The 24,715-nt window shown below is 50.3% G+C and carries 27 protein-coding genes and 1 riboswitch; of the genes, 22 read left to right on the forward strand and 5 right to left on the reverse strand.

The window, feature by feature from the left end; all coding sequences use genetic code 11:
• Positions 1-141: 141 nt before the first annotated feature.
• From C792_RS0102005 to C792_RS0102050, 9 genes are all read left to right on the forward strand, one after another.
• Complete coding sequence (locus C792_RS0102005; protein ID WP_017547765.1) at positions 142-921, forward strand: aspartate dehydrogenase; 780 nt, start codon at positions 142-144, stop codon at positions 919-921.
• 135 nt (positions 922-1,056) lie between these two features.
• Entirely contained in the window at positions 1,057-2,085 is a 1,029-nt protein-coding gene (gene desA / locus C792_RS0102010) for a Delta(5) desaturase DesA (RefSeq protein ID WP_017547766.1), read from the forward strand.
• A gap of 107 nt (positions 2,086-2,192) precedes the next feature.
• Entirely contained in the window at positions 2,193-3,314 is a 1,122-nt protein-coding gene (locus C792_RS0102015) for a sensor histidine kinase (protein WP_017547767.1), read from the forward strand.
• Between the two features lie 2 nt (positions 3,315-3,316).
• Positions 3,317-3,916, forward strand: coding sequence for a response regulator transcription factor (locus tag C792_RS0102020; protein WP_017547768.1), 600 nt, complete (start codon positions 3,317-3,319; stop codon positions 3,914-3,916).
• 74 nt (positions 3,917-3,990) lie between these two features.
• On the forward strand, positions 3,991-4,716 hold the full coding sequence (locus tag C792_RS0102025; RefSeq protein WP_017547769.1) for an ABC transporter ATP-binding protein: 726 nt from the start codon (positions 3,991-3,993) through the stop codon (positions 4,714-4,716).
• A gap of 1 nt (position 4,717) precedes the next feature.
• Positions 4,718-5,746, forward strand: coding sequence for an ABC transporter permease (locus tag C792_RS0102030; RefSeq protein ID WP_017547770.1), 1,029 nt, complete (start codon positions 4,718-4,720; stop codon positions 5,744-5,746).
• Positions 5,747-5,962: 216 nt separating this feature from the next.
• Positions 5,963-6,376, forward strand: a complete 414-nt coding sequence (locus C792_RS0102035; protein ID WP_017547771.1) for a GlcG/HbpS family heme-binding protein — start codon at positions 5,963-5,965, stop codon at positions 6,374-6,376.
• A gap of 37 nt (positions 6,377-6,413) precedes the next feature.
• Positions 6,414-7,628 carry a formaldehyde dehydrogenase, glutathione-independent gene (gene fdhA / locus C792_RS0102040; protein ID WP_017547772.1) on the forward strand — a complete coding sequence of 405 codons (1,215 nt, stop codon included), beginning with the start codon at positions 6,414-6,416 and terminating at the stop codon, positions 7,626-7,628.
• A 264-nt stretch (positions 7,629-7,892) separates the two neighbouring features.
• Positions 7,893-9,206, forward strand: a complete 1,314-nt coding sequence (locus C792_RS0102050; RefSeq protein ID WP_017547773.1) for a hemolysin family protein — start codon at positions 7,893-7,895, stop codon at positions 9,204-9,206.
• A 40-nt stretch (positions 9,207-9,246) separates the two neighbouring features.
• On the opposite strand, the gene C792_RS14720 is transcribed toward C792_RS0102050, so the two are convergent.
• Positions 9,247-9,558 carry an SIS domain-containing protein gene (locus C792_RS14720; protein ID WP_245537502.1) on the reverse strand — a complete coding sequence of 104 codons (312 nt, stop codon included), beginning with the start codon at positions 9,556-9,558 and terminating at the stop codon, positions 9,247-9,249.
• A gap of 140 nt (positions 9,559-9,698) precedes the next feature.
• Here C792_RS14720 and C792_RS0102065 point away from each other — a divergent pair, with 140 nt between their 5' ends.
• Entirely contained in the window at positions 9,699-10,511 is an 813-nt protein-coding gene (locus tag C792_RS0102065; RefSeq protein ID WP_017547776.1) for a Cof-type HAD-IIB family hydrolase, read from the forward strand.
• Positions 10,512-10,553: 42 nt separating this feature from the next.
• Here the strand turns inward: C792_RS0102065 and C792_RS0102070 are convergent, their stop codons facing one another.
• Positions 10,554-11,033, reverse strand: coding sequence for a metal-dependent hydrolase (locus C792_RS0102070; RefSeq protein WP_017547777.1), 480 nt, complete (start codon positions 11,031-11,033; stop codon positions 10,554-10,556).
• 81 nt (positions 11,034-11,114) lie between these two features.
• Between C792_RS0102070 and C792_RS0102075 the strand changes: the two genes are divergently transcribed.
• The 3 genes from C792_RS0102075 to C792_RS0102085 all read left to right on the forward strand — a co-directional run bounded on the left by C792_RS0102075 (position 11,115) and on the right by C792_RS0102085 (position 13,081).
• Complete coding sequence (locus C792_RS0102075) at positions 11,115-11,546, forward strand: GNAT family N-acetyltransferase (RefSeq protein ID WP_017547778.1); 432 nt, start codon at positions 11,115-11,117, stop codon at positions 11,544-11,546.
• Between the two features lie 87 nt (positions 11,547-11,633).
• Positions 11,634-12,884 carry a diaminopropionate ammonia-lyase gene (locus C792_RS0102080; RefSeq protein ID WP_017547779.1) on the forward strand — a complete coding sequence of 417 codons (1,251 nt, stop codon included), beginning with the start codon at positions 11,634-11,636 and terminating at the stop codon, positions 12,882-12,884.
• 2 nt (positions 12,885-12,886) lie between these two features.
• Positions 12,887-13,081, forward strand: a complete 195-nt coding sequence (locus C792_RS0102085) for a YwbE family protein (RefSeq protein WP_017547780.1) — start codon at positions 12,887-12,889, stop codon at positions 13,079-13,081.
• A 41-nt stretch (positions 13,082-13,122) separates the two neighbouring features.
• Here C792_RS0102085 and C792_RS0102090 read toward each other — a convergent pair whose 3' ends face one another.
• Entirely contained in the window at positions 13,123-14,604 is a 1,482-nt protein-coding gene (locus C792_RS0102090; protein ID WP_017547781.1) for an MDR family MFS transporter, read from the reverse strand.
• A gap of 216 nt (positions 14,605-14,820) precedes the next feature.
• Here C792_RS0102090 and C792_RS0102095 point away from each other — a divergent pair, with 216 nt between their 5' ends.
• From C792_RS0102095 to C792_RS0102120, 5 genes are all read left to right on the forward strand, one after another.
• The gene (locus C792_RS0102095) at positions 14,821-16,233 is read left to right on the forward strand and encodes an ISNCY family transposase (protein WP_017547782.1); all 1,413 of its coding nucleotides are present in this window, start codon (positions 14,821-14,823) and stop codon (positions 16,231-16,233) included.
• A gap of 247 nt (positions 16,234-16,480) precedes the next feature.
• Positions 16,481-16,636 carry a hypothetical protein gene (locus tag C792_RS14950; protein WP_017547784.1) on the forward strand — a complete coding sequence of 52 codons (156 nt, stop codon included), beginning with the start codon at positions 16,481-16,483 and terminating at the stop codon, positions 16,634-16,636.
• A gap of 106 nt (positions 16,637-16,742) precedes the next feature.
• Entirely contained in the window at positions 16,743-17,666 is a 924-nt protein-coding gene (locus tag C792_RS0102110; RefSeq protein WP_017547785.1) for an ABC transporter ATP-binding protein, read from the forward strand.
• Positions 17,659-18,609 carry an ABC transporter permease gene (locus C792_RS0102115; RefSeq protein ID WP_017547786.1) on the forward strand — a complete coding sequence of 317 codons (951 nt, stop codon included), beginning with the start codon at positions 17,659-17,661 and terminating at the stop codon, positions 18,607-18,609. The genes C792_RS0102110 and C792_RS0102115 overlap by 8 nt, the downstream gene beginning before the upstream one ends.
• Before the next feature lie 283 nt (positions 18,610-18,892).
• A complete protein-coding gene (locus tag C792_RS0102120) occupies positions 18,893-19,528 on the forward strand; it encodes an O-methyltransferase (RefSeq protein ID WP_017547787.1) in 636 nt (211 codons plus the stop codon).
• Positions 19,529-19,616: 88 nt separating this feature from the next.
• On the opposite strand, the gene C792_RS0102125 is transcribed toward C792_RS0102120, so the two are convergent.
• Positions 19,617-20,195, reverse strand: coding sequence for a YkoF family thiamine/hydroxymethylpyrimidine-binding protein (locus C792_RS0102125; protein ID WP_017547788.1), 579 nt, complete (start codon positions 20,193-20,195; stop codon positions 19,617-19,619).
• A 76-nt stretch (positions 20,196-20,271) separates the two neighbouring features.
• A riboswitch (TPP riboswitch) is annotated at positions 20,272-20,369 on the reverse strand.
• A 147-nt stretch (positions 20,370-20,516) separates the two neighbouring features.
• Between C792_RS0102125 and C792_RS0102130 the strand changes: the two genes are divergently transcribed.
• Positions 20,517-21,503 carry an acrylyl-CoA reductase family protein gene (locus C792_RS0102130; RefSeq protein ID WP_026090185.1) on the forward strand — a complete coding sequence of 329 codons (987 nt, stop codon included), beginning with the start codon at positions 20,517-20,519 and terminating at the stop codon, positions 21,501-21,503.
• Between the two features lie 38 nt (positions 21,504-21,541).
• Here C792_RS0102130 and trhO read toward each other — a convergent pair whose 3' ends face one another.
• Positions 21,542-22,498, reverse strand: coding sequence for an oxygen-dependent tRNA uridine(34) hydroxylase TrhO (gene trhO / locus C792_RS0102135; protein WP_017547790.1), 957 nt, complete (start codon positions 22,496-22,498; stop codon positions 21,542-21,544).
• Positions 22,499-22,925: 427 nt separating this feature from the next.
• Between trhO and queC the strand changes: the two genes are divergently transcribed.
• From queC to queE, 3 genes are read left to right on the forward strand one after another with little or no spacing between them, the layout of a single operon-like run.
• Positions 22,926-23,585 (forward strand): 7-cyano-7-deazaguanine synthase QueC, encoded by a 660-nt coding sequence (gene queC, locus C792_RS0102145; RefSeq protein ID WP_017547792.1) that lies wholly within the window; start codon positions 22,926-22,928, stop codon positions 23,583-23,585.
• On the forward strand, positions 23,585-23,995 hold the full coding sequence (gene queD / locus C792_RS0102150) for a 6-carboxytetrahydropterin synthase QueD (RefSeq protein WP_017547793.1): 411 nt from the start codon (positions 23,585-23,587) through the stop codon (positions 23,993-23,995). Before queC ends, queD begins: the two co-directional genes overlap by 1 nt.
• Positions 23,992-24,711: a 7-carboxy-7-deazaguanine synthase QueE gene (gene queE / locus C792_RS0102155; RefSeq protein WP_026090187.1), complete on the forward strand. Its 720-nt coding sequence runs from the start codon at positions 23,992-23,994 to the stop codon at positions 24,709-24,711. The genes queD and queE overlap by 4 nt, the downstream gene beginning before the upstream one ends.
• Positions 24,712-24,715 lie beyond the last annotated feature (4 nt).

The raw sequence follows: 24,715 nt of genomic DNA on the forward strand, positions 1-24,715 counted from the left end.
AAAAGCCGGGTGGATAACCGTATTATGTTGAGCACTGAAAAAGCTGTGACTGAACACTTTTTTCATCCGATGTGTATACAGGTAGCCAGCCAGGGTACAGGGTACTATTATGGTTTGGAAATTAAGGAAGGAGACTGTTATATGAATATTGGTTTGATCGGTGCAGGTGCAATCGGAAAATTTCTGCTGGAGGAGATCAATGAAAGTGCCCACGAAAGCCTGAGGGTCACGAGTGTGCTGGTCAGGAACAGGGAGAAGTATGCGTCACTGGCATCTGACTACGGTGTGGAGCTTTTTACCCGGGCCGGCGAATTCCTGTCATCCGATATCGATATTGTGGTTGAAGCGGCAACGGTGGAGGCGGCCAAAGAGCTGCTGCCCGGGGTCATCAAAGAAAAAGATGTTCTGCTGATCAGCACCGGTGCACTCGCAGATGAGGATCTGGTGGCAGATGTCACCCGGAACGCGAATGAATATGATCATGCATTGCATCTGCCTTCAGGTGCAATCGGCGGACTGGATCTGCTGCAGAATGCACAGACATTCGGGAAACTTGACAGCGTCTCCCTTGAAACACGTAAACCGGCCGCTTCCCTGACTGAGGAAAGTCTCGACCGGGAAAAAATGATGTTTGAAGGAACTGCGGCGGAAGCGATCGATAAATATCCGAAAAGCATGAATATCTCCATCATTCTTGCCTTTGCAGGCGTCGGCATGAAAAATACGGAAGTCGTCATCATCGCCGATCCGGAAATCGACAGGAACGTCCATAATGTGAAAGTGACGGGTGATTTCGGTGAGGCTGAATTCACTTTCAGGAACAATCCGATGCCGGACAATCCGAAGACAAGCTATCTTGCTGCACTGAGTGTATGCGGTACGCTCGAGCGCATCTACAAGAATGTGAAGATCGGCAGCTGATTTTTACACTAATAGGATAAATGAAGTCCCGGATATGACAAATGTCATGTCATAATGCTGACAGATTCATCTGTTATGCCGCGCCCTCAGCCGTCATAATATATATTGATAAAATAACGGGAAGAGGGTAGCATTATGACCAGAGAAAAACAGGCGCAACTCAGGAAATCTGTGATGCCCTATGCGAACGCCGAGACGCGGGCGAGCATCATACAGCTGTTGAATACGATACTTCCGTTCTTTGTATTCTGGTTTTTGGCATATCAGACATTGAGCATCTCGTTCTGGCTGAGCCTGCCTTTCAGCGTAATCACGGCCGGTTTCATGATCCGTTCGTTCATCATATTCCATGACTGCACACACGGTTCATTTTTCAGGAATAAAAAGCTCAATGACTTTTTCGGCACATTCACAGGCGTAATTACACATTTCGCCTACGAGAAATGGAAGCGCGAGCATTCGATCCATCATGCAACAAGCGGCAATCTCGATAAGCGCGGCATCGGCGACATATGGGTGATGACGGTGAAGGAATATGAGCAGGCGGATAAATGGGAGCGGCTGAAGTACCGCCTCTATCGCAATCCGCTTGTCATGTTCGGGCTGGGCCCCTTCCTTCTGTTCCTGTATTCCAACCGCTTCAACCGGAAGGGCCCGAAACGAAAAGAGCGTCTGAACACGTATCTCATCAATGCGGTACTTGTTTCAGCATACTGTCTCATCGGGTTCACACTCGGCTGGCATGTCATATTGCTGGTCCAGCTGCCGGTCATCTATATCGCAGGGGCACTCGGAATATGGCTCTTCTACGTGCAGCACCAGTTTGAAGATTCCTATTTTGAAAACGAGTCGGAATGGGATTTCGTAAAAGCTGCAGTTGACGGAAGCTCCTACTACAAACTGCCCAAATGGCTGGAGTGGATGACGGGTAATATCGGTTATCATCATGTGCACCATCTTGCACCGCGCGTGCCGAACTATCATCTGGAAAAGGCGCATGAAAACACACCGCCGCTTCATAAGGCGACGACGATCACTTTGAAGACGAGCCTCGAATCCATAAAATTCCGACTGTATGATGAAGAAAACAAGACCTTCGTCAGCTTCAGGGACATGAGAAAGCGTCTAAAGAACAATATCGCCCACCGGGCGACAACACATTAATGATGGCAGTATCCCCCTGAAGATCAGGGGGATATTTTTGCCTATTGATACTCTGGTGTATTTGAAACTGATACAATGAAGCAAAAGAGCCGGAAGGGGGAGGGCGGATGCGTGACTGGTATCATATTTTTCCGAAGAACACAGGGCTGAGCCTGTACATATGGATCATCTTCTGCGTGCTTCCATTCTATTTTATATTCCGTTCCATCTCCCCCTGGGAAATCGGTGTGGGCGTCGTCATAACGATACTCTTTTTTGCAGTCTACTGGCTGACATTCAATTCCAGGGGTGCATTGATATATATCGGGATCAGTCTCCAGTTCATTATCAATATTTTGATGACGGTCCTGTTCGGATATGTATATTTTGCACTGTTCATCGCCTTTTATGTGGGTAATTTAAGAAGCAGGGCCGGGTTCATCTCCATGTATGTCATCCATCTGGTGCTGACGGCGGCCGCAATCATATTTGCGTTTTTCATAAATTATGTACTCTTCCTGAGCCACCTCCCGTTTCTGGTCATGACGATCCTGGGTGTCATACTGATTCCTCTGAATAAATACAACAGGCTCAAGCAGGAAGAGCTGGAAGTGAAGCTGGAGGATGCGAACCAGAGGATAGCTGAACTTGCCATCGTGGAAGAACGTCACAGGATTGCGCGGGATCTCCATGATACGCTGGGGCAGAAACTGTCGATGGTCGGACTGAAGGCGGAGCTGTCCCAAAAACTCATCGACAGGGAACCGGACAAAGCCAAAGTGGAACTTCAGGATATACAGAATACTGCGAGACATGCGCTTAAAGAAGTGCGCGAGATGATCAGTGACATGAAAAATGCAAGTCTGACGGATGAACTCTCCCATGTCAGAATGCTGCTCGATGCAGCAGGCATCAGTTATGAGATCCATAATGGGGCGGACTCGTCGGAACTCCCCATGCTGACGGAGAGTGTACTCAGCATGAGCCTGAAAGAAGCGGTGACCAATGTAGTGAAACACAGTAATGCCCGCCGCTGCCTCATCACCCTGACCGAATCGGACAGGGATATATTCCTGAAAATCACAGATGACGGGAATGCTGCCCCCGAAGTCGATTTCGGCAATGGACTTCAGGGTATGAGGGAACGCCTGACATTTGTAAATGGGGAGTGCCAGGTATTCAGCTCTGAAAATGGATTTGAAGTCAATATAACAGTACCCAAAGTTTTGAGGCAGATTGAGGAGGGATAGATGTGATCAGGATTGTAATCGCCGAAGACCAGAATATGCTGCTCGGGGCACTCGGGACACTCCTCGACATGGAAGAGGACATTGAAGTTTGCGGCAAGGCATCAAACGGCAGGGAAGCACTCGATCTGGTCCGTGATATTTCACCGGATATCTGCCTGATGGATATAGAGATGCCGGTGATGACGGGACTTGACGCAGCTGAAGTGCTCAAGGGTAAAGACTGCAAAGTAATAATACTCACCACATTTGCGCGTCCGGGTTATTTCGAAAGGGCCAAGAAGGCTGATGTGAGGGGGTATTTGTTGAAAGACAGTCCGAGTGAAGCCCTCGCGAATTCAATACGCCAGATCATGGAAGGAAAACGTATCTACTCACCGGAACTCATAGATGTCGTCTTCGAATCCCGGAACCCCCTCACCGCCCGGGAGATGGAAATCATGCAGCTGCTTGCAGAAGGAGGAAGGACGAAGGCTGTTGCGAGGGAGCTGCACCTGTCGGACGGTACCGTCAGGAATTATGTTTCCATCATTTTGGATAAACTTGAAGTGGACAACAGGATCGAAGCGATAACAAAAGCCCGGAACAAGGGATGGCTGGAATGAATGAGGACTGAAGATTCGGCTGGTTTTGTGTGAAGAACCAGCATATATTTCTACAATGGGGATGAGGTGGTTATATGGCAACATCGGAACCGAGTGTGTCGGTCCGAAACGTTTCGAAACGTTTCGGCCGTAATGAAGTGTTGAAAAATATCGATATGGAAATCGAAAAGGGGGAGATTTTCGGTCTTCTGGGACCATCCGGCGCCGGAAAAACCACGCTGGTCAGGGCACTTGCGGGGCTCGACACGCCCACAGACGGTGAGACACGTGTGTTCGGGGAGAAGATGCCCGACCTGAAGCTGATGAAGAGAATTGGTTATATGGCCCAGGCGGATGCATTGTATGAAGAGCTGTCCGCCCTTGAGAACCTGGAGTTTTTTGCCAGCCTGTACGGGATCGGAGGAACGCGCCGGAAGGAGCGCATACATGAACTGATGGCGCTGATGGATCTTTCTGACCACCTGAATGTGAAGGCAGCCAAATTTTCCGGTGGTATGAAACGCCGGTTGTCGCTGGTCATCGCACTGCTTCATGCCCCTGATATGCTGCTCCTCGATGAACCGACTGTCGGCATCGATCCGGTGCTTCGGAGGAGCATATGGAATTTCTTCTATGAACTGAACAGGGGGGGCACGACGATAATAATCACGACCCACGTGATGGACGAGGCGGCAAAGTGCTCAAGGCTTGCCATGATGCAGAGAGGGGAAATAGTCGCTGCCGGTACGCCCGGCCAGCTGAAAGAAGACACGGGGGCGGGAACGCTGGAAGAGGCATTCCTCGTGTATGGGGGGGATTGAGATGAGGGTATTCGCCCTGTCGAAAAGGATTCTGCAGCAGCTGATCCGCGATAAACGGACATTGGCCCTGATCATATTTGCACCTATCCTCGTGTTGACGATGCTTTACCTTGTTTTTGACGGGGAGGAGTACGTTCCTGAGATTGGGCTGGTGAATGTGCCGGAACAGGTGGCCGAGCAGATGGAGGACTCCGATGCCGAAGTGACGGTATATGCTAATCAGGTCGAGGCGTACCACGGTGTTGTCTCCGGCAGCCTTGATGCATATGTCCAGTTCGAAGACGGCAGCCCGCTTGTCTTTCTGGAAGGCAGCGATCCTTCGGTGAACAGCGAAGCCATCCGGTGGATTCAGTCGACCCTGTCTGCACTCCAGGAAAACAGCCACGCCGCAAACCTTGAGATTGAGTATCTGCACGGTTCGGAGAATATAGGAATCTTCGATTACTACGGTCCGGTGCTTCTTGGCTTTTTTGTCTTCCTGTTCGTCTTTCTGGTCTCCGGCGTCTCTTTCATCAGGGAGCGAACGACCGGTACATTGGAACGGCTTCTGTCGACTCCAATCAGGAAATGGGAGATTGTAATGGGGTATCTGCTGGGCTTTGCCCTTGTGACCGTACTGCAGTCGGCCATCATAGCATGGTACAGCATATACATCCTCGATATGATGATGGCCGGCAGTTTCACAGCAGTGCTTGCCATTACACTCCTTTTGGCACTGACGGCACTGACGCTCGGCATCCTGGTATCATCATTTGCAAACAGCGAGTTCCAGATGATCCAGTTCATCCCAATCGTCGTCATCCCGCAGATTTTCTTCTCGGGACTCTTCAATCTGGAGACCATATCAGATCTGCTGAGCTGGATAGGGCCGCTCACGCCGCTGTATTATGCAGCAGAGTCCCTGAGGGATGTAATGGTCCGCGGCTACGGGTGGAGGGACATATATGACAATCTCCTGGTCCTTCTCGGCTTCTCCGCAATATTCGTCATACTGAACATCCTCGTCCTCCGCAGATACCGGAAAATCTAAACAATGATCAGGCTTTTTCCAAGGCCTGATTTTTTTTGCGAAATACAGAACACTTCATTTGACTGAAAATTCCGACTGGAATATGATGGATATGAAGCGGTGCAAAAACAAAGTACAGACATAGTTTCAATGATTCGCCAAATACAGAGGCAGAAATGACATTTAGCCCGGGTGAGGCTTCTAATATCATCACTTTATCAAAAAGGAGAATTCTTTATGAGCAAAGTGAATTTGGAAGTAGCAAAGCAGATTATCGCAGGTGCTGAAGAGGAGGCTTCGAATATCGGGGTCCAGATGGTGATTTCTGTATTGGATGAAGGGGGGAATCTTATCGCCACACACCGTATGGATGATGCATGGCTGGCAAGCATTGATATAGCGCAGAACAAGGCATGGACTTCAGTAGCACTGAAGATGCCGACGTCGAATCTTGAAGAGGCTACAGTGCCGAATGCCGAACTGTATGGATTGAACACCACAAACCAGGGGCGCATCGTCGTCTTTGGCGGTGGCTTGCCGCTGGAAGTTGATGGTAAGGTCGTTGGTGCAGTCGGTGTAAGTGGAAGCAGCGTTGAAAATGATGTGAAAGTTGCAGAAGCGGGTGCAAAGGCTTTTAACGGGACATCTTAAAATAAGCAGTGGTTTTACACTGTGAGGAGGGGTACAGATGGAAGGAAACCGTGGTGTAGTCTATACAGGAGGCGGCAGTGTTGAAGTCCAGGATATCGAATTCCCGGATCTGGTATTGAAGGATGGTCCGGGTGTGCCAAAAGCGAACGTTGGGCGCAAATGTGAACATGGCGTAATACTTAAAGTAATTACGACAAACATTTGCGGCAGTGACCAGCACATGGTGCGCGGCCGCACCACTGCGCCGGAAGGTCTGGTGCTCGGCCATGAAATTACAGGGGAAGTGATTGAAGTAGGACGCGATGTCGAGTTTGTCAAAAAAGGGGATATCGCATCCGTCCCGTTCAACATTGCCTGTGGACGCTGTGAAATGTGCCGTGAACAGAAGACGCATATCTGTACGAACGTAAACCCTGATAGGCCGGGTGCGGCATATGGTTATGTGGACATGGGCGGCTGGGTCGGCGGCCAGTCGGAGTATGTAATGGTGCCTTATGCGGATTTCCAGCTTCTTGTGTTCCCGGATAAGGAACGGGCCATGGAAAAGATACTCGATCTGACCATGCTGTCGGATATTTTCCCGACAGGCTATCACGGGGCGCTGACGGCCGGGGTCAGAACCGGGTCCACAGTCTATGTGGCAGGCGCAGGACCGGTCGGACTTGCAGCAGCACATTCAGCCCAGCTTCTCGGAGCTTCGCGGGTGATTGTAGGCGACATGAAGGCTGAGAGGCTGAAACAGGCTGAGAGTTTCGGCTGTGATACAGTGGATCTGACCAAACATGACAGGCTCGGAGAGCAGATTGAACAGCTTCTCGGCGTGCCGGAAGTGGACAGTTCCATCGATGCGGTCGGCTTCGAAGCATCGGGCCACGGCAAGGACGGTGGAGAAAAGCCGGCAGCCGTGCTGAATACCATCATGGATGTGACACGGGCAGGCGGCAGCCTCGGTATTCCGGGTCTGTATGTAACGGAGGATCCGGGGGCAACGGACAAGGATGCACAGACCGGTTCGCTGAAAGTGCGTTTCGGCCAGGGCTGGGCAAAAGCGCATCACTTCACAACGGGCCAGACACCTGCCATGAAGTATAACAGGGACCTCATGAAATCCATCCTTTCCGGCAATGCGCAGATCGCCAAGGCGGTGAATGCCACAGTCATCGGTCTGGATGAAGCACCGGACGGCTATAAGGACTTCGACAGTGGTGTGGCGAAGAAATTCGTCATCGATCCGCACGGTATGCTCAAATGATATGACCAAATGACCAATGACCAATGACGGAATTACATGAATGCCCCTCTACCTCCATGTAGAGGGGCATTTCAGGTTCAGTCTGTAAAGCAATCAGCAAAGGCACGGCTCGTGGGAACACTCATCCGCAGCCCTTCTGTCGGCACTCCCCGGTGCAAGGCCATCGGCAACACAAAAGGATGCGCTAATGCTGTTAATATACCATCCGGCGGGTAAAGTAAGGTACAGGAAAATGATCACTTATGATAAAACGGAGGAATATAAATGGTATTAGCAGTCATAACACTGGTCATCCTCATTCTGATCAATGCCTTTTTCGCAGCATCGGAGATCGCTCTGATCGGACTGAATGATAACAAAGTGAAAAAGCAGGCGAATGAAGGCGATAAAAAAGCCATTCAGCTGAACAACCTCATTACCGAACCGGGGCGGTTTCTGAGCACCATACAGATCGGCATTACGCTGGCCGGATTTCTGGCAAGTGCGTTTGCTGCGGATTTTTTCGCCCGGCCGCTGGCATCTTTTCTTACAGGTATCGGAGTGCCGCTTTCTGAATCACTGCTCCAGACGGTCTCAGTGGTTGTAATCACACTTGTGCTGTCCTACTTTACTCTCGTATTTGGTGAACTCGTGCCGAAGCAGCTTGCGCTGCAGAAGGCGGAAGGCATTTCAAATGTTGCGGCCGGCCCGCTCACGATATTGTTCAAGATCACCTTGCCCATCGTCAAGTTTCTGACGTTTTCGACAAACACGATCGTACGCCTTTTCGGACTGGACCCCAATGCAAGGAACGATGAAGCGTCGGAAGAGGACATAAGGATGATGGTCGAGCTCGGCGGAGAGAAAGGGAGTATAAGGCAGACCGAAAGCATGATGATCAATAACATCTTTGAACTGGATGATACGAAGGTGACCGGCATCAGTACACACAGGACTGAAATGGCCGCCATCCCGCTCGATGCGGATTTCGGTGAAGTCGTTTCCACCGTGAACAGTAAGAAGTATACGAGGTTTCCGGTCTATGATGGGGATATAGACAATATCATCGGTATACTGCGGGCAAAAGATCTGCTGGAACTCATGGAGGATGGAACAGAGAAGACGTTCAATCTGCCGGAATTATGCCATGAGCCGTTCTTTACGTCATCAAGCCGGAGCATCGATCGCCTTCTTCGCGATATGCAAAAAAGCAATGCCCATATCGCCATCATCCTGGATGAATTCGGCGGCACCGAAGGTCTCGTCACGATCGAGGATGTCATCGAAGAAGTCGTGGGAGAGATCCTGTCGGAACACAATGATGTCGTGAAAGAGGAACCGATCAGAAAAATTTCCCCTGGTAAATACCGTATGAAGGCAACCATCCATCTGCTTGATGTGGGGGATTTCTTCGAAAAAGAGCTGCCGGTCGGTGAATATGAAACGCTGAACGGTTTCATTATCGGACTTCTGGGATACTTCCCGGAACCCGGCGAGCAGCCGGAACTCACATATAAAGGCCTCCACTTTAAAGTAGAGGAGGCAGGGGAGAGGCGCATAGAGGAAATAACGGTGTCGGTAAACCAGGGAAGTGAATAGACAGTGGACAAAGCTTCGGGCACACAGGATGCCCGGAGCTTTATCCGTTCAGATCATGTATTTCGCGGGCTACGGCTTCAAGCGCATGCATGACGGGAATCTGTGTGGTGATGTTGGCATTTTCAAGCCACTCTTCAGTAATGTAATACGAAATATTCACATCTGATATTTTGGCGATGGTCGAATGTTTATGAATCTTTATGCTGATGATGGTAATGCCCTCCTGTTTACGCTGGTTGAGGTGCCTGACCGTGGAATCATTTTCACCGGGTACGGAGAGTGCAATCGTCATACTGTTATTCCTCAAATTCGAATGAAAGGGGAACAGGGGTCCCTGATGTACATGTGACACCGTCCGATAAGATTGCGAAAGCCATCGTCGATGAAATGATGCCAGTCCATAAAGAGTATCTGCCGCAGTTTTTCCAAGCTGTAAAATAGAGGGAATCCAGGTATAATGGAGCACAGATGCGCTAGTCGAGGAGGATTACATTGACAGTAAAATTGATTGCTGTGGACATGGACGGGACATTCCTCGATGATACGAAGGAATATGACCGGGAAAGGTTCGCAGAACTTTATGGAAAGATGAAGGCTGCAGGGATTAAATTCGTCGTGGCAAGCGGCAACCAATATTATCAGCTGAAATCATATTACGGGGATATCCAGGACGAGATCAGCTATGTCGCTGAAAATGGTGCATTTGTCGTGGACAGGGGCGAGGAAGTGTCCTCTGTAAGCATACCGAAGGCACATGTTGAAGTGGTGACCGGTGAAATTGCCAAACACGACAAACTCGAAACAATAGTCTGCGGCAAAGAAAGTGCCTATGTACTGGATTATGTGACGGATGAATATTTCGAAATGATCCGGAAGTTCTACCGGCGTCTCAGGCGGGTGGCAAGTTTTGACGACATAGATGATCAGATATTGAAATTTGCCCTCTCATGTCCGGCGGAGGATACTGACGGGCTGAAGGATTTTCTTGGGGACATACTGGGAGATTATGTGACGCCTGCATCCAGCGGCCACGGCAGCATCGATCTGATTGTGCCGGGGCATCACAAGGCAAGCGGTATAAAAGCGCTGCAGGAGCGGTGGAACATCAAAGACAGCGAGACAATGGCATTCGGTGACGGGGGCAATGATCTGGAGATGCTGGCTCACGTGGAGTACAGTTTCGCCATGGAAAACGCACCGGATGATGTGAAATATGCGGCAAAATACACTGCCCCGCATAATAACATGGGCGGTGTGCTTGAAACAATCGACCAGTACTTTAAAAAAGAAGGTCCGTTCAGGTAGAAACCAAGAGCTCCTTTGGGTATGATTGCCCAAAGGGGTTTTTTATATGTAGTAGCCCAGAACCTGCCACCCGAAATAGAATGAAACGAGTGCCAGGGCGCTGAATATGAGGTTTTCAGCCAGGCTTCCAGTGCGTATCGTCACCGGGAACCTGACTTTGAAGCTGATCGGAAAGAACAGCTGGATTCCGCTCCTGGTCGCCATATCAAGTAAGAGATGGCTGATCATACCGACCATCAGTCCGTTTTTAAGCGCCTCGTATGGCAGGATCCTGTCCATAAGGAATGAGATGATCACCAAAAAAAGCAGGCTGTGTGTGAATGAACGGTGACCGAATATCAGGTTTATCAATTTTGATATCATGGGCAGTGCCCTGCCCATCCTGCTGCCGCCATGGCAGATGTCGGGGACCAGGGCGCCAATGATGCCGGCACCGACCATGATGACGGGATCCAGTCCCGTTAATTGTGCGGACGCAAGGCTTGAGGCGATGCCTCCGATGATATGTGTTTTACCTGTCATGGTGTCTCCTCCTCCAGTCTGTATATGATATCATGGCATGCCTGCCAATTACAGGAGATGTGTAATATTGATATAAAACGAGTGACTGAAAACAAAAAACAGTATCTTCATCTGCTGCTGCTTGCAGATGAAGAGGAGGAGATGATCGACCGCTACCTCGACCGGGGGGATATGTTCATCATGGAAGCCGGCGGGGTGAAGGGGGTCTGTGTCGTGACGCATGAAGACGGCGGCGCATTTGAAATAAAGAATATTGCCGTGGCTCCCGGCGAACAGGGGAAAGGATACGGCAAGAAACTGCTCCATCATATACTGCATTTATATAAGGGCAGGGGTGATGTCATGTACGTCGGCACGGGCGACAGCCCGCTGACCCTCCCGTTTTATGAAGCGTGCGGATTTGAGAAGTCGCATCAGATCGATAATTTCTTCACCCACAATTACAAAGAACCGATATTCGAAGCGGGGAAGCAGCTGAGACATATGATTGTATTGAAGAAAAGTCTGCATTAGCAGTCCATTCTTCCGGATCCTGTATCCACCTCAAAATCAGATCATATTAAATTTAATATATCACATATTTTATTCTGGAGGGGCCGTATGAGCAGTATCATCTGGGAAGTGAACAGGTTCAAAAATGAGGTGGGGGTCAGAGCGGCTTCCGCTGATCATGATACCGATGAAATGAAAAAGGCGGAGAGTTTCCACAAGTCAATGCCGGGATATGACAGGACACCGCTGGCCGAACTGAAAAATCTATCCGATGTACTCGGACTCGGCAGCATTTATGTAAAAGACGAATCTGAACGTTTTGGTCTGAACGCTTTCAAAGGTCTCGGGGCTTCCTACGCCATGGCAAAGTATTTTGCAGGGAGGCTTGACATTGAACTGGCTGATTTCACTTTCGATGAGCTGCTCGGGAGGATACCGGGTCACCCTCCGGTCATTTTTTCGACGGCCACGGATGGCAATCATGGTAAAGGTGTGGCCTGGGCGTCAGAACTGTTCAAGCAGAAAAGCAGAGTATACATGCCGGAAGGTACAGCAGATTCCCGGCTCGATGCCGTCCTGGAATACGGTGCTGGAGGGGCGGTCACTGAGATGAACTATGAAGACACGGTTGAATACGTACGGGAGATTTCCCGCAAAAACGGCTGGGTCCATATTCAGGATACCTCCTGGGAGGGTTACACAGAGCTGCCGATGTACATAATGCAGGGATATATGACCATCATTGCTGAAATAGAAGGGCAGCTGCAGGGGCGAAGGCTTTCTGGAGTGTCCCACATCATCCTCCAGGCGGGCGTTGGCTCATTCGCCGGAGCAATGGCTGCTGCCGTATACAATCTGACAGACGGTCGCCCGCCCCACATCATTGTGGTTGAACCCCAAAGAGCGGATTGCCTGCATCGGTCAGCGAAGAGTGAAGACGGCAGACCGGTCCGTGTACACGGCAGTCTGGATTCGATGATGGCGGGTTTGTCATGCGGAGCCCCCAACCCGGCCGACTGGGAAATATTGAAGTCCGTCGCTGACGGCTTCGCTTCGTGTGCCGATTCCATAAGTGCAACAGGCATGCGCATACTTGGAAACCCGGCAGGGGAGGACAGTAAAGTGATCTCTGGCGAATCCGGTGCGCTCCCTCTCGGCTTTCTGTATGAAGTGATGACGAATGAAGAATATGGAAACCTGAAAGAAGAGCTTGGCCTGGATGCAGGTTCAAGCGTGCTGACCATCAGTACAGAAGGCGATACGGATCCCGTCAATTACAGAAGTGTTGTGTGGGGGGAAAGGACGGGTACTGACAAAATGGACGGTGGAAAATATATGACGGAAATCAAAGGAGAATGAATATGCAGGGAACGAGAAGAGCAGACATAAAACCGGGACAGATGGTAAAAGTTGTCCAGAAACAGGATCAGCGGACGGGGAAACTGACCGAAGGTGTTGTGGTAAGGATACTGACGAATTCACCGCAGCATCATCACGGCATCAAAGTGAAGCTTGAGGATGGTACTGTCGGCAGAGTGAAGGAAATCATGGATTAGACATAAAAAAACTTCCCGGAAATTTTTCGGGAAGCTTTTTATCATGGCTGTATATCTGGCTGTTGCATCTTCATGCTGTCAGTAGGTTTGGCACGGTAGACGAAAAGCGACATGATTACAGCAACGATGGAAATGGTGAAGGCGATGAAATATACGAGTTCGACGCCTGCCACCATTGCCTGGTCTATTGTGGCAGGATCATCTGGATTCGATGCATTCCCCAGGAAGTTCATCTGTCTGGCATTCATGATGCTGATGAAGACGGACACACCGATGGCGCCTGCCACAGGCTGCAGAGTTGAAACGACGGCGGTGCCATGCGGGTAGAGCCTTTTCGGCAGCTGATTGAGTCCGTTCGTCTGTGCAGGCATCATTGTTGCAGAGACTGAGATCATCAGCAGCATGAACCCGACGAGGATGACCCACGGCTGGCTGTCTGTATCCAGGCGGCTCATTAGGAACATCGTGCCGCTCAGTATGAGCGTTGCGGGTATCATGAGCGGGCGGGGGCCGAGCTTATCGAACAGCGCCCCCATGAAAGGGGAGAGTGCCCCGTTCAGAAGACTGCCGGGCAAAAGCAGTATGCCGGCAGCGGCCGCGCTCAGCGCAAGTGGCCCCTGCATGTAGATCGGCAGGATGATCTCTGATGCGAACATCGTCATGATGATTATCAGGAACAGGATTACTGCATGGGCATACATCGGGTACTTGAACACGCGCAGGTCCATGATCGGCTCATCCAGTCTGAGCTGTCTGAAGGCGAACAGGGCGATGCCGATCCCCCCTGCTGTGATTGCAACCATCACTTCAGGGTTCATGAATCCGGCGTCACTTTTACCGACGGAACTGAATCCGTAGATCGTGCCGCCGAATCCGATTGTGGAGAAGATGATGGACGGAATATCAATCTTCGGTTTCGTCACTTCAGATACATTCACCAGGAAGATGAAGGCGAATATGATCGAGAAAAGTGAGAACGGGATGACCGTGATGAACAAAAATCTCCATCCGAGATATTCGACGATTACTCCTGATAGTGTAGGGCCGATTGCCGGTGCGAACATGATGACCAGACCGACGAGGCCCATGATCTTACCGCGCTTCTCCGGCGGGTAGAGCAGCAGGAATACGTTGAACATGATCGGCATCAGCATTCCGGTACCGATTGCCTGTATCAGACGGCCGGACAGGAGTACAGGGAACGTCGGTGCCATTGCACAGATGGCCGTACCGACTGTGAATATGATCATCGTTCCCAAAAACAGCTGTCTGGTCGTAAACCACTGGAGCAGCAGGGCCGAGACAGGGATGACGATGCCCATGACAAGCATGAAGCCCGTCGCCATCCACTGTACCGTCGGCAGTGTGATATCAAATTCATGCATCAGAGTTGTCAGTGCAATATTCAACAGCGTTTCATTCAGAATGGCGAAAAATGTACCGATGATCAGCGACAGCATGATAGGGAGTGTTTTTACGTTCGAGTTTTCGGATAAGTATTCGTATTTGGTGGTATTATCCATATATGTTACCTCGATTCAATGATTATCGGCTGTAAAGGACGGCGGCTTAAATCAGCCGACATTAGATTATAATATGCGCATAAAATAAAAACAACAGAATAACGCTGAGAATGAAAAATACTGTGAAACACAAGTGATAATGTCCTAAGTAATCACAAATGAAAATGTCCCGCTGGTATACACTAAGATAGAAAGTACATACCAGGAGGCGACATCATGAAGGAGTATCTAACCATGAGAGAACAGGACAAGTATCGCATCATTAAAGCGGTCGTGAATGGACAGAAAACAAAGACGAGAGCGGAGATTGAATTGAATCTCACCCGGAGACAGATCAACCGATTGGTCCAGACCTATCATGAGAAAGGCAGGAAGGGATTCCGGCACGGGAACACCGGCCGAAAACCGGCCACAACCCTTGACCCGGATCTGAGACGGACCATCATCCGGCTGTACCGGACAAAATATGATGGGTATAACTTTAAGCATTTTCATGAAAAACTGAGAGAGACCGACGGCATCTCCATTTCCTATACCGCCCTGCGGACCCTCATGGACCGGACCAATACATTGTCTCCCAAATCAACGCGGCAGACAAAGCGGATGATGAAAGACCGGCTGAAACAGAAGGCCCGGTCCGCCAACCATATGACCCGGCGGGAAGAAGCATTACTGGTGGAAGTAAGCCTGGTCGATCCGGTCAAAGCCCATCCGACACGCCCCCGGGCCAAAGCATTTGGAGAGCTCCTCCAGATGGATGCCTCCATGCACAAGTGGTTTGGTGAACGGCATGACTATGCCCATCTGCACATCGCCATCGATGATTGTACCCGTCAGATCGTCGGCGCCTGGTTTGATCATCAGGAGACATTGAACGGCTACTATGCGATTACCGAACAGTGCTTAACCCAATACGGTCTCCCGTACCGCCTGTTGACGGATAACCGTACCGTTTTTAACTATGAAACGAAAAGAGGCTCCCGGGACAACACCCCGAGAGCCAACACCCAATATGGATATGCCTGTCAAACGCTGGGGATCGAGCTTTCGACGACTTCCATCCCCCAGGCCAAAGGCCGCGTAGAGCGGGCCTTCGGTACGTTACAAGACCGGCTAGTGAAAGCACTAGCTGAACATCATATTACCTCTATTCCGGCGGCAAATCAATTTTTGGAAACCTATGTCCCCCGGTTTAACAGACAGTTTGCCTTTAAGCCGGAATCCTATCCATCCGTGTTTGAAGCACTCCCCGCTGGCATTGATCTGGACCGGATTCTCGCCCGGTTCGAGTTCCGGACGATCGACAACGGCCATGCGATCCAGTATAAGAACAAGAAATACCGATTGATCACAGAGACCGGAAAGGTCATCTATTTAAACAGAAAGACCAAAGTTATGGTGATTGAAACCCGCACAGGTCAACTGTTTGTATCGCATCAGGAGCAGGTTTACGCTCTGGAGGAGATTCCGGCCGTCGATGCACACTCCGCTGCATTCGAGCCGGTGCCCCAGAAAACGCTCCGCAGTGTTTGGATTCCACCCCTGTCGCATCCATGGAAGCAACGCTCCTATGAACAGTACCTGCAGCGCCTGGAACGCAGACAAAACAAACGCCGGCATCCCCAGTGAGAGACACAGGGGATGCCGGCCAAATAGTAAACGCTAAATTTTAAATTCCCGGGACATTTTCATTTGTGGTTGACACAGAATAACGCTGAGAATGAAAAATACTTTTTCTGAGCTTCATGGCGGGTCGGCCCTGTTCTAAATTGGGCAAAGCTTATGTACAATGAATATATGGACAGGAGTGAAGGGCTGGAAACGGTTGATGTTGACGGCCGGAATAATTATATATTCAGGAAAAGGAATGTCTGATATGAGATGCGGGACAAAATGCTTCATCGTTACAATTGAGCGGGGTGATGGACGGACTGTAAAGGAAGTGGCGGCACGTTCACAGGTGGATGCGAGAAAAATGGTGCGGAGGTTTTTCGGTGAAGATATGATAATCAGATCTGTAAGAAGAAAGTGACTTGGCCGGTTGTCTTAAGCGGGTCATTTTATATAAGGATATCAGTTTTTAGTAAATTAAATTTTTGTTACTCTTGTATATGACAAGAAAATAAGGAGGGGTCAACTTGGCTGAAACAGCGATGGAACTCACGGGACTTACGAAGAAGATCGGTTCCAAAAAGATCATCAAAGAACTGGATTTTGAAATACATAAGGGAGAAGTGTTCGGTTTTCTCGGCCCGAATGGGGCGGGGAAGACTACGACGATCAGAATGATGGTCGGATTGATGGGTATTACGGGTGGTGATGTGCGGATTCTCGGCAAGAGTGTCAAATCGGATTTCAAGGATGCTATCCGGGAAGTGGGTGCGATTGTGGAGAATCCCGAAATGTACCCGTTCATGACCGGTATGCAGAACCTGAAGCATTTTGCGCGGATGAGTCCGGGAGTGACAAAAGAACGCATCAGCCAGGTGATCAAGCTCGTCGGGCTTGAAAATGCAATTAAAACGAAAGTCGGGAGATATTCCCTCGGCATGCGCCAGCGACTGGGAATTGCACAGGCGCTGCTCCACAATCCATCGGTGCTGATACTTGATGAGCCGACCAACGGCCTCGATCCTGCCGGCATACGTGAGATAAGGAAGTATATCAGAAAGCTTGCCGACGAGGATAATGTTGCGGTGATCATATCCAGCCACCTGCTGTCTGAGATCGAATTGATGTGCGACAGGATCGGCGTCATAAAAAACGGGGAGCTGATCGGCATCCAGTCTGTACATGAACAGCAGACAGAGGAGGATCCCGTGCGTGAAGTCCGGGTGGAGGCCGACCCGGCGGACTCAGCGCTCCGGGTGCTGAAAGCACATCATGGCATTGAAGCTGCGGGTGATGAGGGGTTCATCACATTCAGTGCGAAGAAATCACTGATGCCCAGCATCGTGGCCAGCCTGGTCTCAGCCGATGTACTGGTGTACAGGGTCGAAGTATCAAGCGCATCACTCGAAGATAAATTCTTCGATCTGATTGGAGAGAATGTCATTGGGTAAAATATTCAGCCTGGTTTGGAATGAAGTTTCGAAAATATTCATACAGAAGTCAACGTGGATCATGTATATCTTCCTCGCACTGCTTGTGATTGCTGTTGCCGTCATCACGACAACAACTGATATGTCGGGCAAGGAGTACGGTGCGGACTGGAAGGAGGAACTCAGAGCCGAAAACGAACAACTGACAGAAGAGATGCAGGAAGAGGAATTTCTGACTGAAGTGAACACACAGGAGATTGAGATGAACCAGTATCACATCGACAATGATATCAAGCCCGTGACATATGATGCGTGGCAGTTCGTCATCGACAACGCCATGCTTGCGTCGGTGATCAGCCTGCTGACAATCATCGTGGCCGGCGGTATTGTTGCGAATGAATTCAGATGGGGGACAGTCAAGCAGCTTCTCATCCGTCCAATCCCAAGGAGTATGATCCTTCTATCCAAATATATCGCTGTGCTGATATTCGCCCTGATCACTCTCGTCCTCCTGCTCGTCCTTTCATGGCTGACGGGTGCACTTGTTTTTGGTGTGGCAGGAAGCAACCCTGAACTGGTGGTCAGAAACTATGAAGGCATCGTAAGTGTATCCGCGATCGCTGAAGTGGCGAGCGGATATGGATTCAAACTGGTCAACCTGTTCATGATGGCGACATTCGCATTCATGATTTCAAGTATTTTCAGGAACAGCGCACTGGCAATCGGTACTGCTGTTTTCCTGATGATGGCGGGTACTTCAATTGTCCAGTTCTTCGCAGATAGGGAATGGTCGAAATATATACTGTTCGCGAACACGGATCTGACAGTCTATGATTCCCAGATGGGGCCTGTCCAAGAAGAGATGACGATGGGTTTTTCAATAGGTGTACTTGCCGTCTACTGGATTGTATTCATGGTCGCATCCTGGCTCTTCTTCACAAAGCGGGATGTTGCAGGGCAGTAATGGGCAATGACGGACCGGCGCTTTGGCGCCGGTTTTTTGATTCCATCAACAATTTTTGCGGAACTGCCATGGGTGGGGGTTAAGCAGATACCCTGTTCAGGTGCTCCTGTGATGAAAGAGTGTCCGGGCAATGGCGGGCCCGCCGGCTTACGGATGCAATTTGCATTTAATCATGCTATGCGTTATGATAACGGACATAACATTTTATCAAATATTCAGAATTTGATATCTGATAAAATGTTATAAATAAAAGTACCATAAATTATGGAGGAGATTTATTTACATGTCCAAACTTTGGAGCGCTGTGGACGATTATTTCAACGCAGAATTGAATGCCGATGACGAAGTGATGACCGGCATTCCCGCACAGAATGAGCACGGAGAGGAGGAATTCGCCGGCCAGAGTAAACACCTTCATCTGCTTGCCAAGATCAAAGAGGCAAAATCGATCCTTGAAATCGGATCTTTGGGAGGCTACAGTACTTTGTGGCTCGGTAAATCACTTCCTGAAGAAGGAAAGATGGCGTCGCTCGAATCCAACGCGGAATATGCAGAAATTGCTGAAAGGAATATCACAGCAGCCGGACTTGAAGACAAAGTTGAAGTGATTCATGCACCTGCAGAGGACACACTGCCGAGGTTGCTTGAAAAAGGATATCCGCGCTTTGATTTCATCTATATAGATGCAAACCAGGCACTCTACCCGGACTATCTGGAAGCGGCAATCGATATGGCAAAATGCGGATCTGTCATCATAACAGAGCGCAAGATCGAAGACAGGTTCGAAGAGGAGGCAAACAGGCCTGAGATGCAGCGGTTCCTGAAAATCTTAAAAGACGAACCACGCATCGATGCAACTGCATTACAGACAGTAGGTGCCAAAGGACATGACGGATTCATAATGGCAGTATTGGATTAGATATAAAGAGGAAGCGGACGGAGATCGATTCTCCGCCCGCTTTTTTAGGGTATATGGACATCTTCCTGTCGAATGGGTCCGGACCCCGCTATCCTCCATCAGACGGGCTGTTGGCGGAGATGGTGAACGCCATGGCTGTATGACCGACGTTCTCTGAAACATTGCTGAAGGATTTTTCAATTATCCTGAATATATCTCCCGCCTCCCCGTCGAGGCGTGTCGCACCCAGGGCGGGTTTGACATCGATGGCCGGTTCAGCCGACAGATCGATCTGTGATTCGATTTTCTTCATATAATCCGTATCACCGAGCGGGTAGATTGAGAATTTGGCTCCTGCCTTCTGACCGACTTGTGCAGGCATCTCCCGGTTCAGCTTCCCACCCTGCCGGGCATCTGTTTCTGCCAAGGAACCACCCGGGCATCCGATGGCCGCAGTTCCGCTCAGAGCAACGTGCTCACCGGTGCCTGCCGCATGCAGGAATATCGACTGAATCACATCGAAGATGCTGTCGATGGATCCCCTGATTTCTGTGCTGACGCTGTCGGTCTCGATTTCCACATTGCGTGTGTCGGTCGCATCCAGTGCGCCGAGTATGATGTCCACAAAGTTACCTGACATGGGAAACAGCGTGAACTGTGCGCCTGCCTGTCCTGCCCCTGTTGTCATATGAATCCCTCCAGTAATTTTTGGAATAAAAAAACTGCAGCCCGGGAGGGTGCAGCCATCTATAGCGAAGCGGATCACAGCGTGTACTGCACTTCCCCACGCTGGTGTTATCCAGATCGGGTGATAGGGGTCCGGTCTCCCGTCTCAGCCATTTTGGCGCCCCCAGTGTCTTCGGGTATGCAATTTTTATTCCCCCCAATCATAACAGCAGAAGCGTCCGGCAGTAAAGCGGGCATGTACCGGCAGCCCGTCTGCCGATACAGCCTAATGCATATGTATTATAATGGGGATAATATATTAATGGAAAGGGCGGATATATGCATGGATCGTTTTAAAGCGCTGGTAGTGGATAAAGTGGATGAGAAGATGGAGATGGAAGTGAAGGAGATTGGACTTGATGACCTTTCGGAAGGGGAAGTGACGATAAGAGTTGCATACTCGAGTGTCAACTATAAGGATGGTATGGTCGCGGTCAAGGGAGACCTGGCAGAAATACTGCCGCTTGTGCCCGGCATAGATCTGGCGGGTACTGTCATCACTTCCGGGGACGACCGGTTCAAAGAGGGGGATGAAGTCATTGCCACAAGCTATTTCATCGGCACACGCCATACGGGGGGATTCAGCGAAGTGGCCCGGATTCCGGCGGAATGGGTTGTCCCGCTCCCGGAGGGCCTTACGATGGAGGAGTCGATGAAGCTTGGAACGGCGGGGTTTACCGCTGCCCTGAGCATCCAGCGGCTGGAGGATAACGGTCTCACACCTGAGAAGGGCAGGGTGCTGGTCGACGGTGCGAGCGGTGGTGTCGGAAGCATCGCTGTGAACATGCTGCATGACCGTGGATACGAAGTCGTTGCGAGCACAGGCAGGACAGAAGAGGCGGAATACCTGAAATCCCTTGGGGCATCGAAAGTCATCCACCGCGACCAGGTGACGGATTTCAGGGGCCGGGCGACCCGTACAAGGCAGTGGGCGGCTGCAATCGATCCGGTCGGCGGCAAGACACTGCAGTATATACTGAGCAGCCTGGATTACGGGGGCTCAGTGGCGACATGCGGACTGGCAGGCGGCATCGAAGTCCAGACAACTGTACTGCCGTTCATTTCACGCAACATAAACTGGCTCGGCATCGATTCGGTGAAGCATCCGATGGAGCATCGGCTCAAAGTGTGGGACAGGCTCGCAGGTGATATGAAACCATCGGCCCTTGAGACTGATATTTCACATCAGATCGGCCTTGATGATCTGCCTGGGACCCTGAACGATATTCTGAAAGGGAAAATACGCGGCAGAATCATAGTCAAGATGTAAAAAACGCACCAATCCGGTCCGGATTGGTGCGTTCAGTCTTATCTGGCGTAATATTCCTCTTCAAGTTCCCGAATTCGTTCCTGAACGAATTCAGAGGACAGTTTGTTGTCAATGACATATCTGTTTCTCGGGCTCTTTGTGCACTCGATGCTGCAGCCGCCAAGATGCCTGTCTTCGTTTTCCTTTGAAGCGAGGATCTGTGCATTGCAATCCGGATCGGCACAGTTGATGTAGCGTTCACACGGAGTACCGTCGAAATGGTCTTTGCCGACCACTGTGTGCTCGACCTGGTTGACCGGTACTGTCAGCCTTTCATCGAAGACATACATCATGCCGTCCCAGTTCTGGCCTTTTGCGACAGGATCCTTGCCGTATGTGGCAATGCCGCCGTGGAGCTGTCCGACATCATCGAATCCTTCGCGTTTCAGCCATCCTGAGAATTTCTCACAGCGGATGCCGCCGGTGCAGTATGTCAGTATGCGTTTGCCCTCAAGCATTTCACGGTTCTCCTCAACCCATTCCGGCAGGTCGCGGAACGTTTCCACATCCGGACGGATGGCGCCCCTGAAATGGCCTACGTCATATTCATAAGTGTTTCTGGCATCAAGGACAATCGTATCGTGATCCTGCATCTGGCGCAGAAATTCAGCAGGTTCAAGATATTCTCCGGTCAGTTCCCGCGGATCGATGTCATTTTCCAGGCTCAGGTTGACAAGTTCCGGTCGCGGACGCACATGCATCTTCTTGAAAGCATGGCCGTCCGCCGGATCGATCTTGAAAGTGATGCCTTCGAACAGCGGATGGTTCTCCATATATTCCCTGTACTTTTCAGTATTTTCGACAGTACCCGAAACGGTACCGTTGATACCTTCCCCAGCGACAAGAATCCTCCCTTTGAGGTTCATGTCCTTGCAGAGTTCAAGATGCTCACGGGAAAACTCCTCAGGGTCTTCAATGTCTGTGTAGTAGTAGTAGAGTAATACTTGATATTCCATATTCGGTTTCCACCTATCATTTATATTTGCAGGATATACCTGATAGAACGCATGAAACATCTTTCATGCAATATTATATTATATCAAGTTCAAGGGAACATTTAAAGAGTTTTTACATCTTTCGACATTGCATCCCCCGGCGCTGAGGGTTGTGCAATGGCACTGGTGACCATGAGGTCACGGCCGGCACCCTTTGTTTTCATTGTCCATCCTATATTTTTTCTGAGATTTGAATATGTTTTCAAGACCCGGTATCTGTATCACTCTTTCTCTGTATTGAAGGCTGGTCATCTCTTAATCACCTTCCTGTCAACCTATTGGACGGACTCATATATTTTATGCGCCGGCCGGACTGTGCGGTGGAAATGGACGGGGAAAATTGTTAAACTCATATAATTACCATTGAATTGCTGGGGGACACTATAAGATGAGAGAGAAAAAAGCACTGGTAGTATTTTCAGGCGGCCAGGACAGCACGACATGCATGTTCCACGCGATGGCGCATTACGATGAAGTGGAGCTTGTGACATTTGAATATGGGCAGAGGCACAGCCTTGAAATTAGTGTGGCAAAACAGATTGCAGCTGAACACGGTCTCAGGCATCATGTGCTGGACATGTCGCTGCTCGGTCAGCTGAGCCCGAATGCTCTGACCCGTCATGATATGGAGATCAGCGGGGAAGATACGGAGATGCCGAACACATTCGTGCCGGCACGGAACATGCTTTTCCTGTCGTTCGCTTTTGCACTGGCCTACCAGACAGGGGCGAAAACAATCATTACAGGCGTGTGTGAAACTGACTTCAGCGGCTATCCGGACTGCCGGGATATTTTCGTCAAATCCATGAATGTTACGGCCAACCTCGCCATGGATAAGGATTTCGTCATTGACACGCCTTTGATGTGGCTGGACAAGAAAGAGACCTGGGCGCTTGCCGACCGCTACGGGAAGCTAGATTACATAAGGGAGAGGACTCTGACATGCTACGAGGGTGTAATCGGTGACGGATGCGGCGAGTGCCCGGCGTGCAGGCTGCGGAGTGACGGGCTGAGCGCATATATTGAGGAAAGGGAGGGGGATTCATGATGTACCAGACACCTGTGCATGACTTTGAATACGAGCTCAATAAAGATCTCAACTTTTCGGCTGCACACCATATTCCCAATCGCCGGGCAGGGAAGTGTGCCAATATACACGGGCATACCTATTTCGTGAATATGACCATAGCAGGTGACATGCTGGATGACCTCGGGTTCCTGGTGAACTTTTCGGATGTCAAGAAACTGATCGATGAAGCTTTCGATCATACATTGCTGAACGACCACCCGCGATTTCTGGATATACCGCCGACTTCGGAAACTCTGGCGAAGACGATCCATGAAATGGTCAGTGAATATTTGGCGACGCTGGATAACCGACCTGTATGCCTTCAGGTTTTTCTGAGGGAGACCCCCTCGAGCTATGTAATCTATCGTCCAAAGGAGTTCAGGAAATGATGAAAGTGCCGGTACTTGAAATATTCGGACCTACATTCCAGGGAGAGGGTGCAGTCATCGGGCAGAAGACGATGTTTGTGCGGACTGCCGGCTGCGACTACAGCTGCAGCTGGTGCGATTCGGCTTTTACATGGGACGGATCCCAGAAGGAGAACATCCGGATGATGACGTCCGAAGATATTTTCCGCTCACTGGATGGATTGGCGGCAGGGAACTATAATCACGTCACGATTTCAGGCGGCAACCCGGCTCTCCTTAAAAATCTGGAGCCGTTTGTGACGGCTGCGAAAGACAGGGGGATTGCACTCGCCATGGAGACCCAGGGAACAGTATTCCAGGAATGGATGGGCCGGGTGGATGACGTCACCGTCAGTCCCAAGCCGCCGAGCTCGGGTATGGAAACGGATTTTGGCCGGCTTGGCCGCGTCCTTGCAGGACTTGAGGCGGGTTGCGGATCTTACAACCTCAAAGTGGTGGTCTTCGACAAAAGGGATTTTGAATACGCGGCATATGTCCACATGAAATATCCGTCGGTTCCGTTCTACCTCCAGACGGGTAACCCGTATCTCGGGGAAAATGTTGTGAACCATACGGAAAAGCTTCTCGGACGCTATGGTGAACTGGTGGAGATGACGATGGGTGATGCGCGCATGAATGACGCGCGGGTGCTGCCTCAGCTCCATACGCTGCTGTGGAGCAACAAGCAGGGGGTCTGAGCGA

It is taken from the genome of Salinicoccus carnicancri Crm, assembly GCF_000330705.1.
In the GTDB taxonomy this organism is placed as follows: Bacteria; Bacillota; Bacilli; order Staphylococcales; family Salinicoccaceae; genus Salinicoccus; species Salinicoccus carnicancri.

What these genes read in the sequence shown, in the direction of transcription:
- C792_RS0102080 (WP_017547779.1), top strand. Translation starts at nt 11,634, where the DNA reads ATGAGCAGTATCATCTGGGAAGTGAACAGGTTCAAAAATGAGGTGGGG.
- C792_RS0102070 (WP_017547777.1), bottom strand. Translation starts at nt 11,033, where the DNA reads ATGACAGGTAAAACACATATCATCGGAGGCATCGCCTCAAGCCTTGCG.
- C792_RS0102050 (WP_017547773.1), top strand. Translation starts at nt 7,893, where the DNA reads ATGGTATTAGCAGTCATAACACTGGTCATCCTCATTCTGATCAATGCC.
- queE (WP_026090187.1), top strand. Translation starts at nt 23,992, where the DNA reads ATGATGAAAGTGCCGGTACTTGAAATATTCGGACCTACATTCCAGGGA.
- C792_RS0102015 (WP_017547767.1), top strand. Translation starts at nt 2,193, where the DNA reads ATGCGTGACTGGTATCATATTTTTCCGAAGAACACAGGGCTGAGCCTG.
- C792_RS0102120 (WP_017547787.1), top strand. Translation starts at nt 18,893, where the DNA reads ATGTCCAAACTTTGGAGCGCTGTGGACGATTATTTCAACGCAGAATTG.
- C792_RS0102125 (WP_017547788.1), bottom strand. Translation starts at nt 20,195, where the DNA reads ATGACAACAGGGGCAGGACAGGCAGGCGCACAGTTCACGCTGTTTCCC.
- C792_RS14950 (WP_017547784.1), top strand. Translation starts at nt 16,481, where the DNA reads ATGAGATGCGGGACAAAATGCTTCATCGTTACAATTGAGCGGGGTGAT.
- desA (WP_017547766.1), top strand. Translation starts at nt 1,057, where the DNA reads ATGACCAGAGAAAAACAGGCGCAACTCAGGAAATCTGTGATGCCCTAT.
- C792_RS0102005 (WP_017547765.1), top strand. Translation starts at nt 142, where the DNA reads ATGAATATTGGTTTGATCGGTGCAGGTGCAATCGGAAAATTTCTGCTG.
- trhO (WP_017547790.1), bottom strand. Translation starts at nt 22,498, where the DNA reads ATGGAATATCAAGTATTACTCTACTACTACTACACAGACATTGAAGAC.
- queD (WP_017547793.1), top strand. Translation starts at nt 23,585, where the DNA reads ATGTACCAGACACCTGTGCATGACTTTGAATACGAGCTCAATAAAGAT.
- C792_RS0102090 (WP_017547781.1), bottom strand. Translation starts at nt 14,604, where the DNA reads ATGGATAATACCACCAAATACGAATACTTATCCGAAAACTCGAACGTA.
- C792_RS0102095 (WP_017547782.1), top strand. Translation starts at nt 14,821, where the DNA reads ATGAAGGAGTATCTAACCATGAGAGAACAGGACAAGTATCGCATCATT.
- queC (WP_017547792.1), top strand. Translation starts at nt 22,926, where the DNA reads ATGAGAGAGAAAAAAGCACTGGTAGTATTTTCAGGCGGCCAGGACAGC.
- C792_RS0102085 (WP_017547780.1), top strand. Translation starts at nt 12,887, where the DNA reads ATGCAGGGAACGAGAAGAGCAGACATAAAACCGGGACAGATGGTAAAA.
- C792_RS0102130 (WP_026090185.1), top strand. Translation starts at nt 20,517, where the DNA reads ATGGATCGTTTTAAAGCGCTGGTAGTGGATAAAGTGGATGAGAAGATG.
- C792_RS0102025 (WP_017547769.1), top strand. Translation starts at nt 3,991, where the DNA reads ATGGCAACATCGGAACCGAGTGTGTCGGTCCGAAACGTTTCGAAACGT.
- C792_RS0102030 (WP_017547770.1), top strand. Translation starts at nt 4,718, where the DNA reads ATGAGGGTATTCGCCCTGTCGAAAAGGATTCTGCAGCAGCTGATCCGC.
- C792_RS0102035 (WP_017547771.1), top strand. Translation starts at nt 5,963, where the DNA reads ATGAGCAAAGTGAATTTGGAAGTAGCAAAGCAGATTATCGCAGGTGCT.
- fdhA (WP_017547772.1), top strand. Translation starts at nt 6,414, where the DNA reads ATGGAAGGAAACCGTGGTGTAGTCTATACAGGAGGCGGCAGTGTTGAA.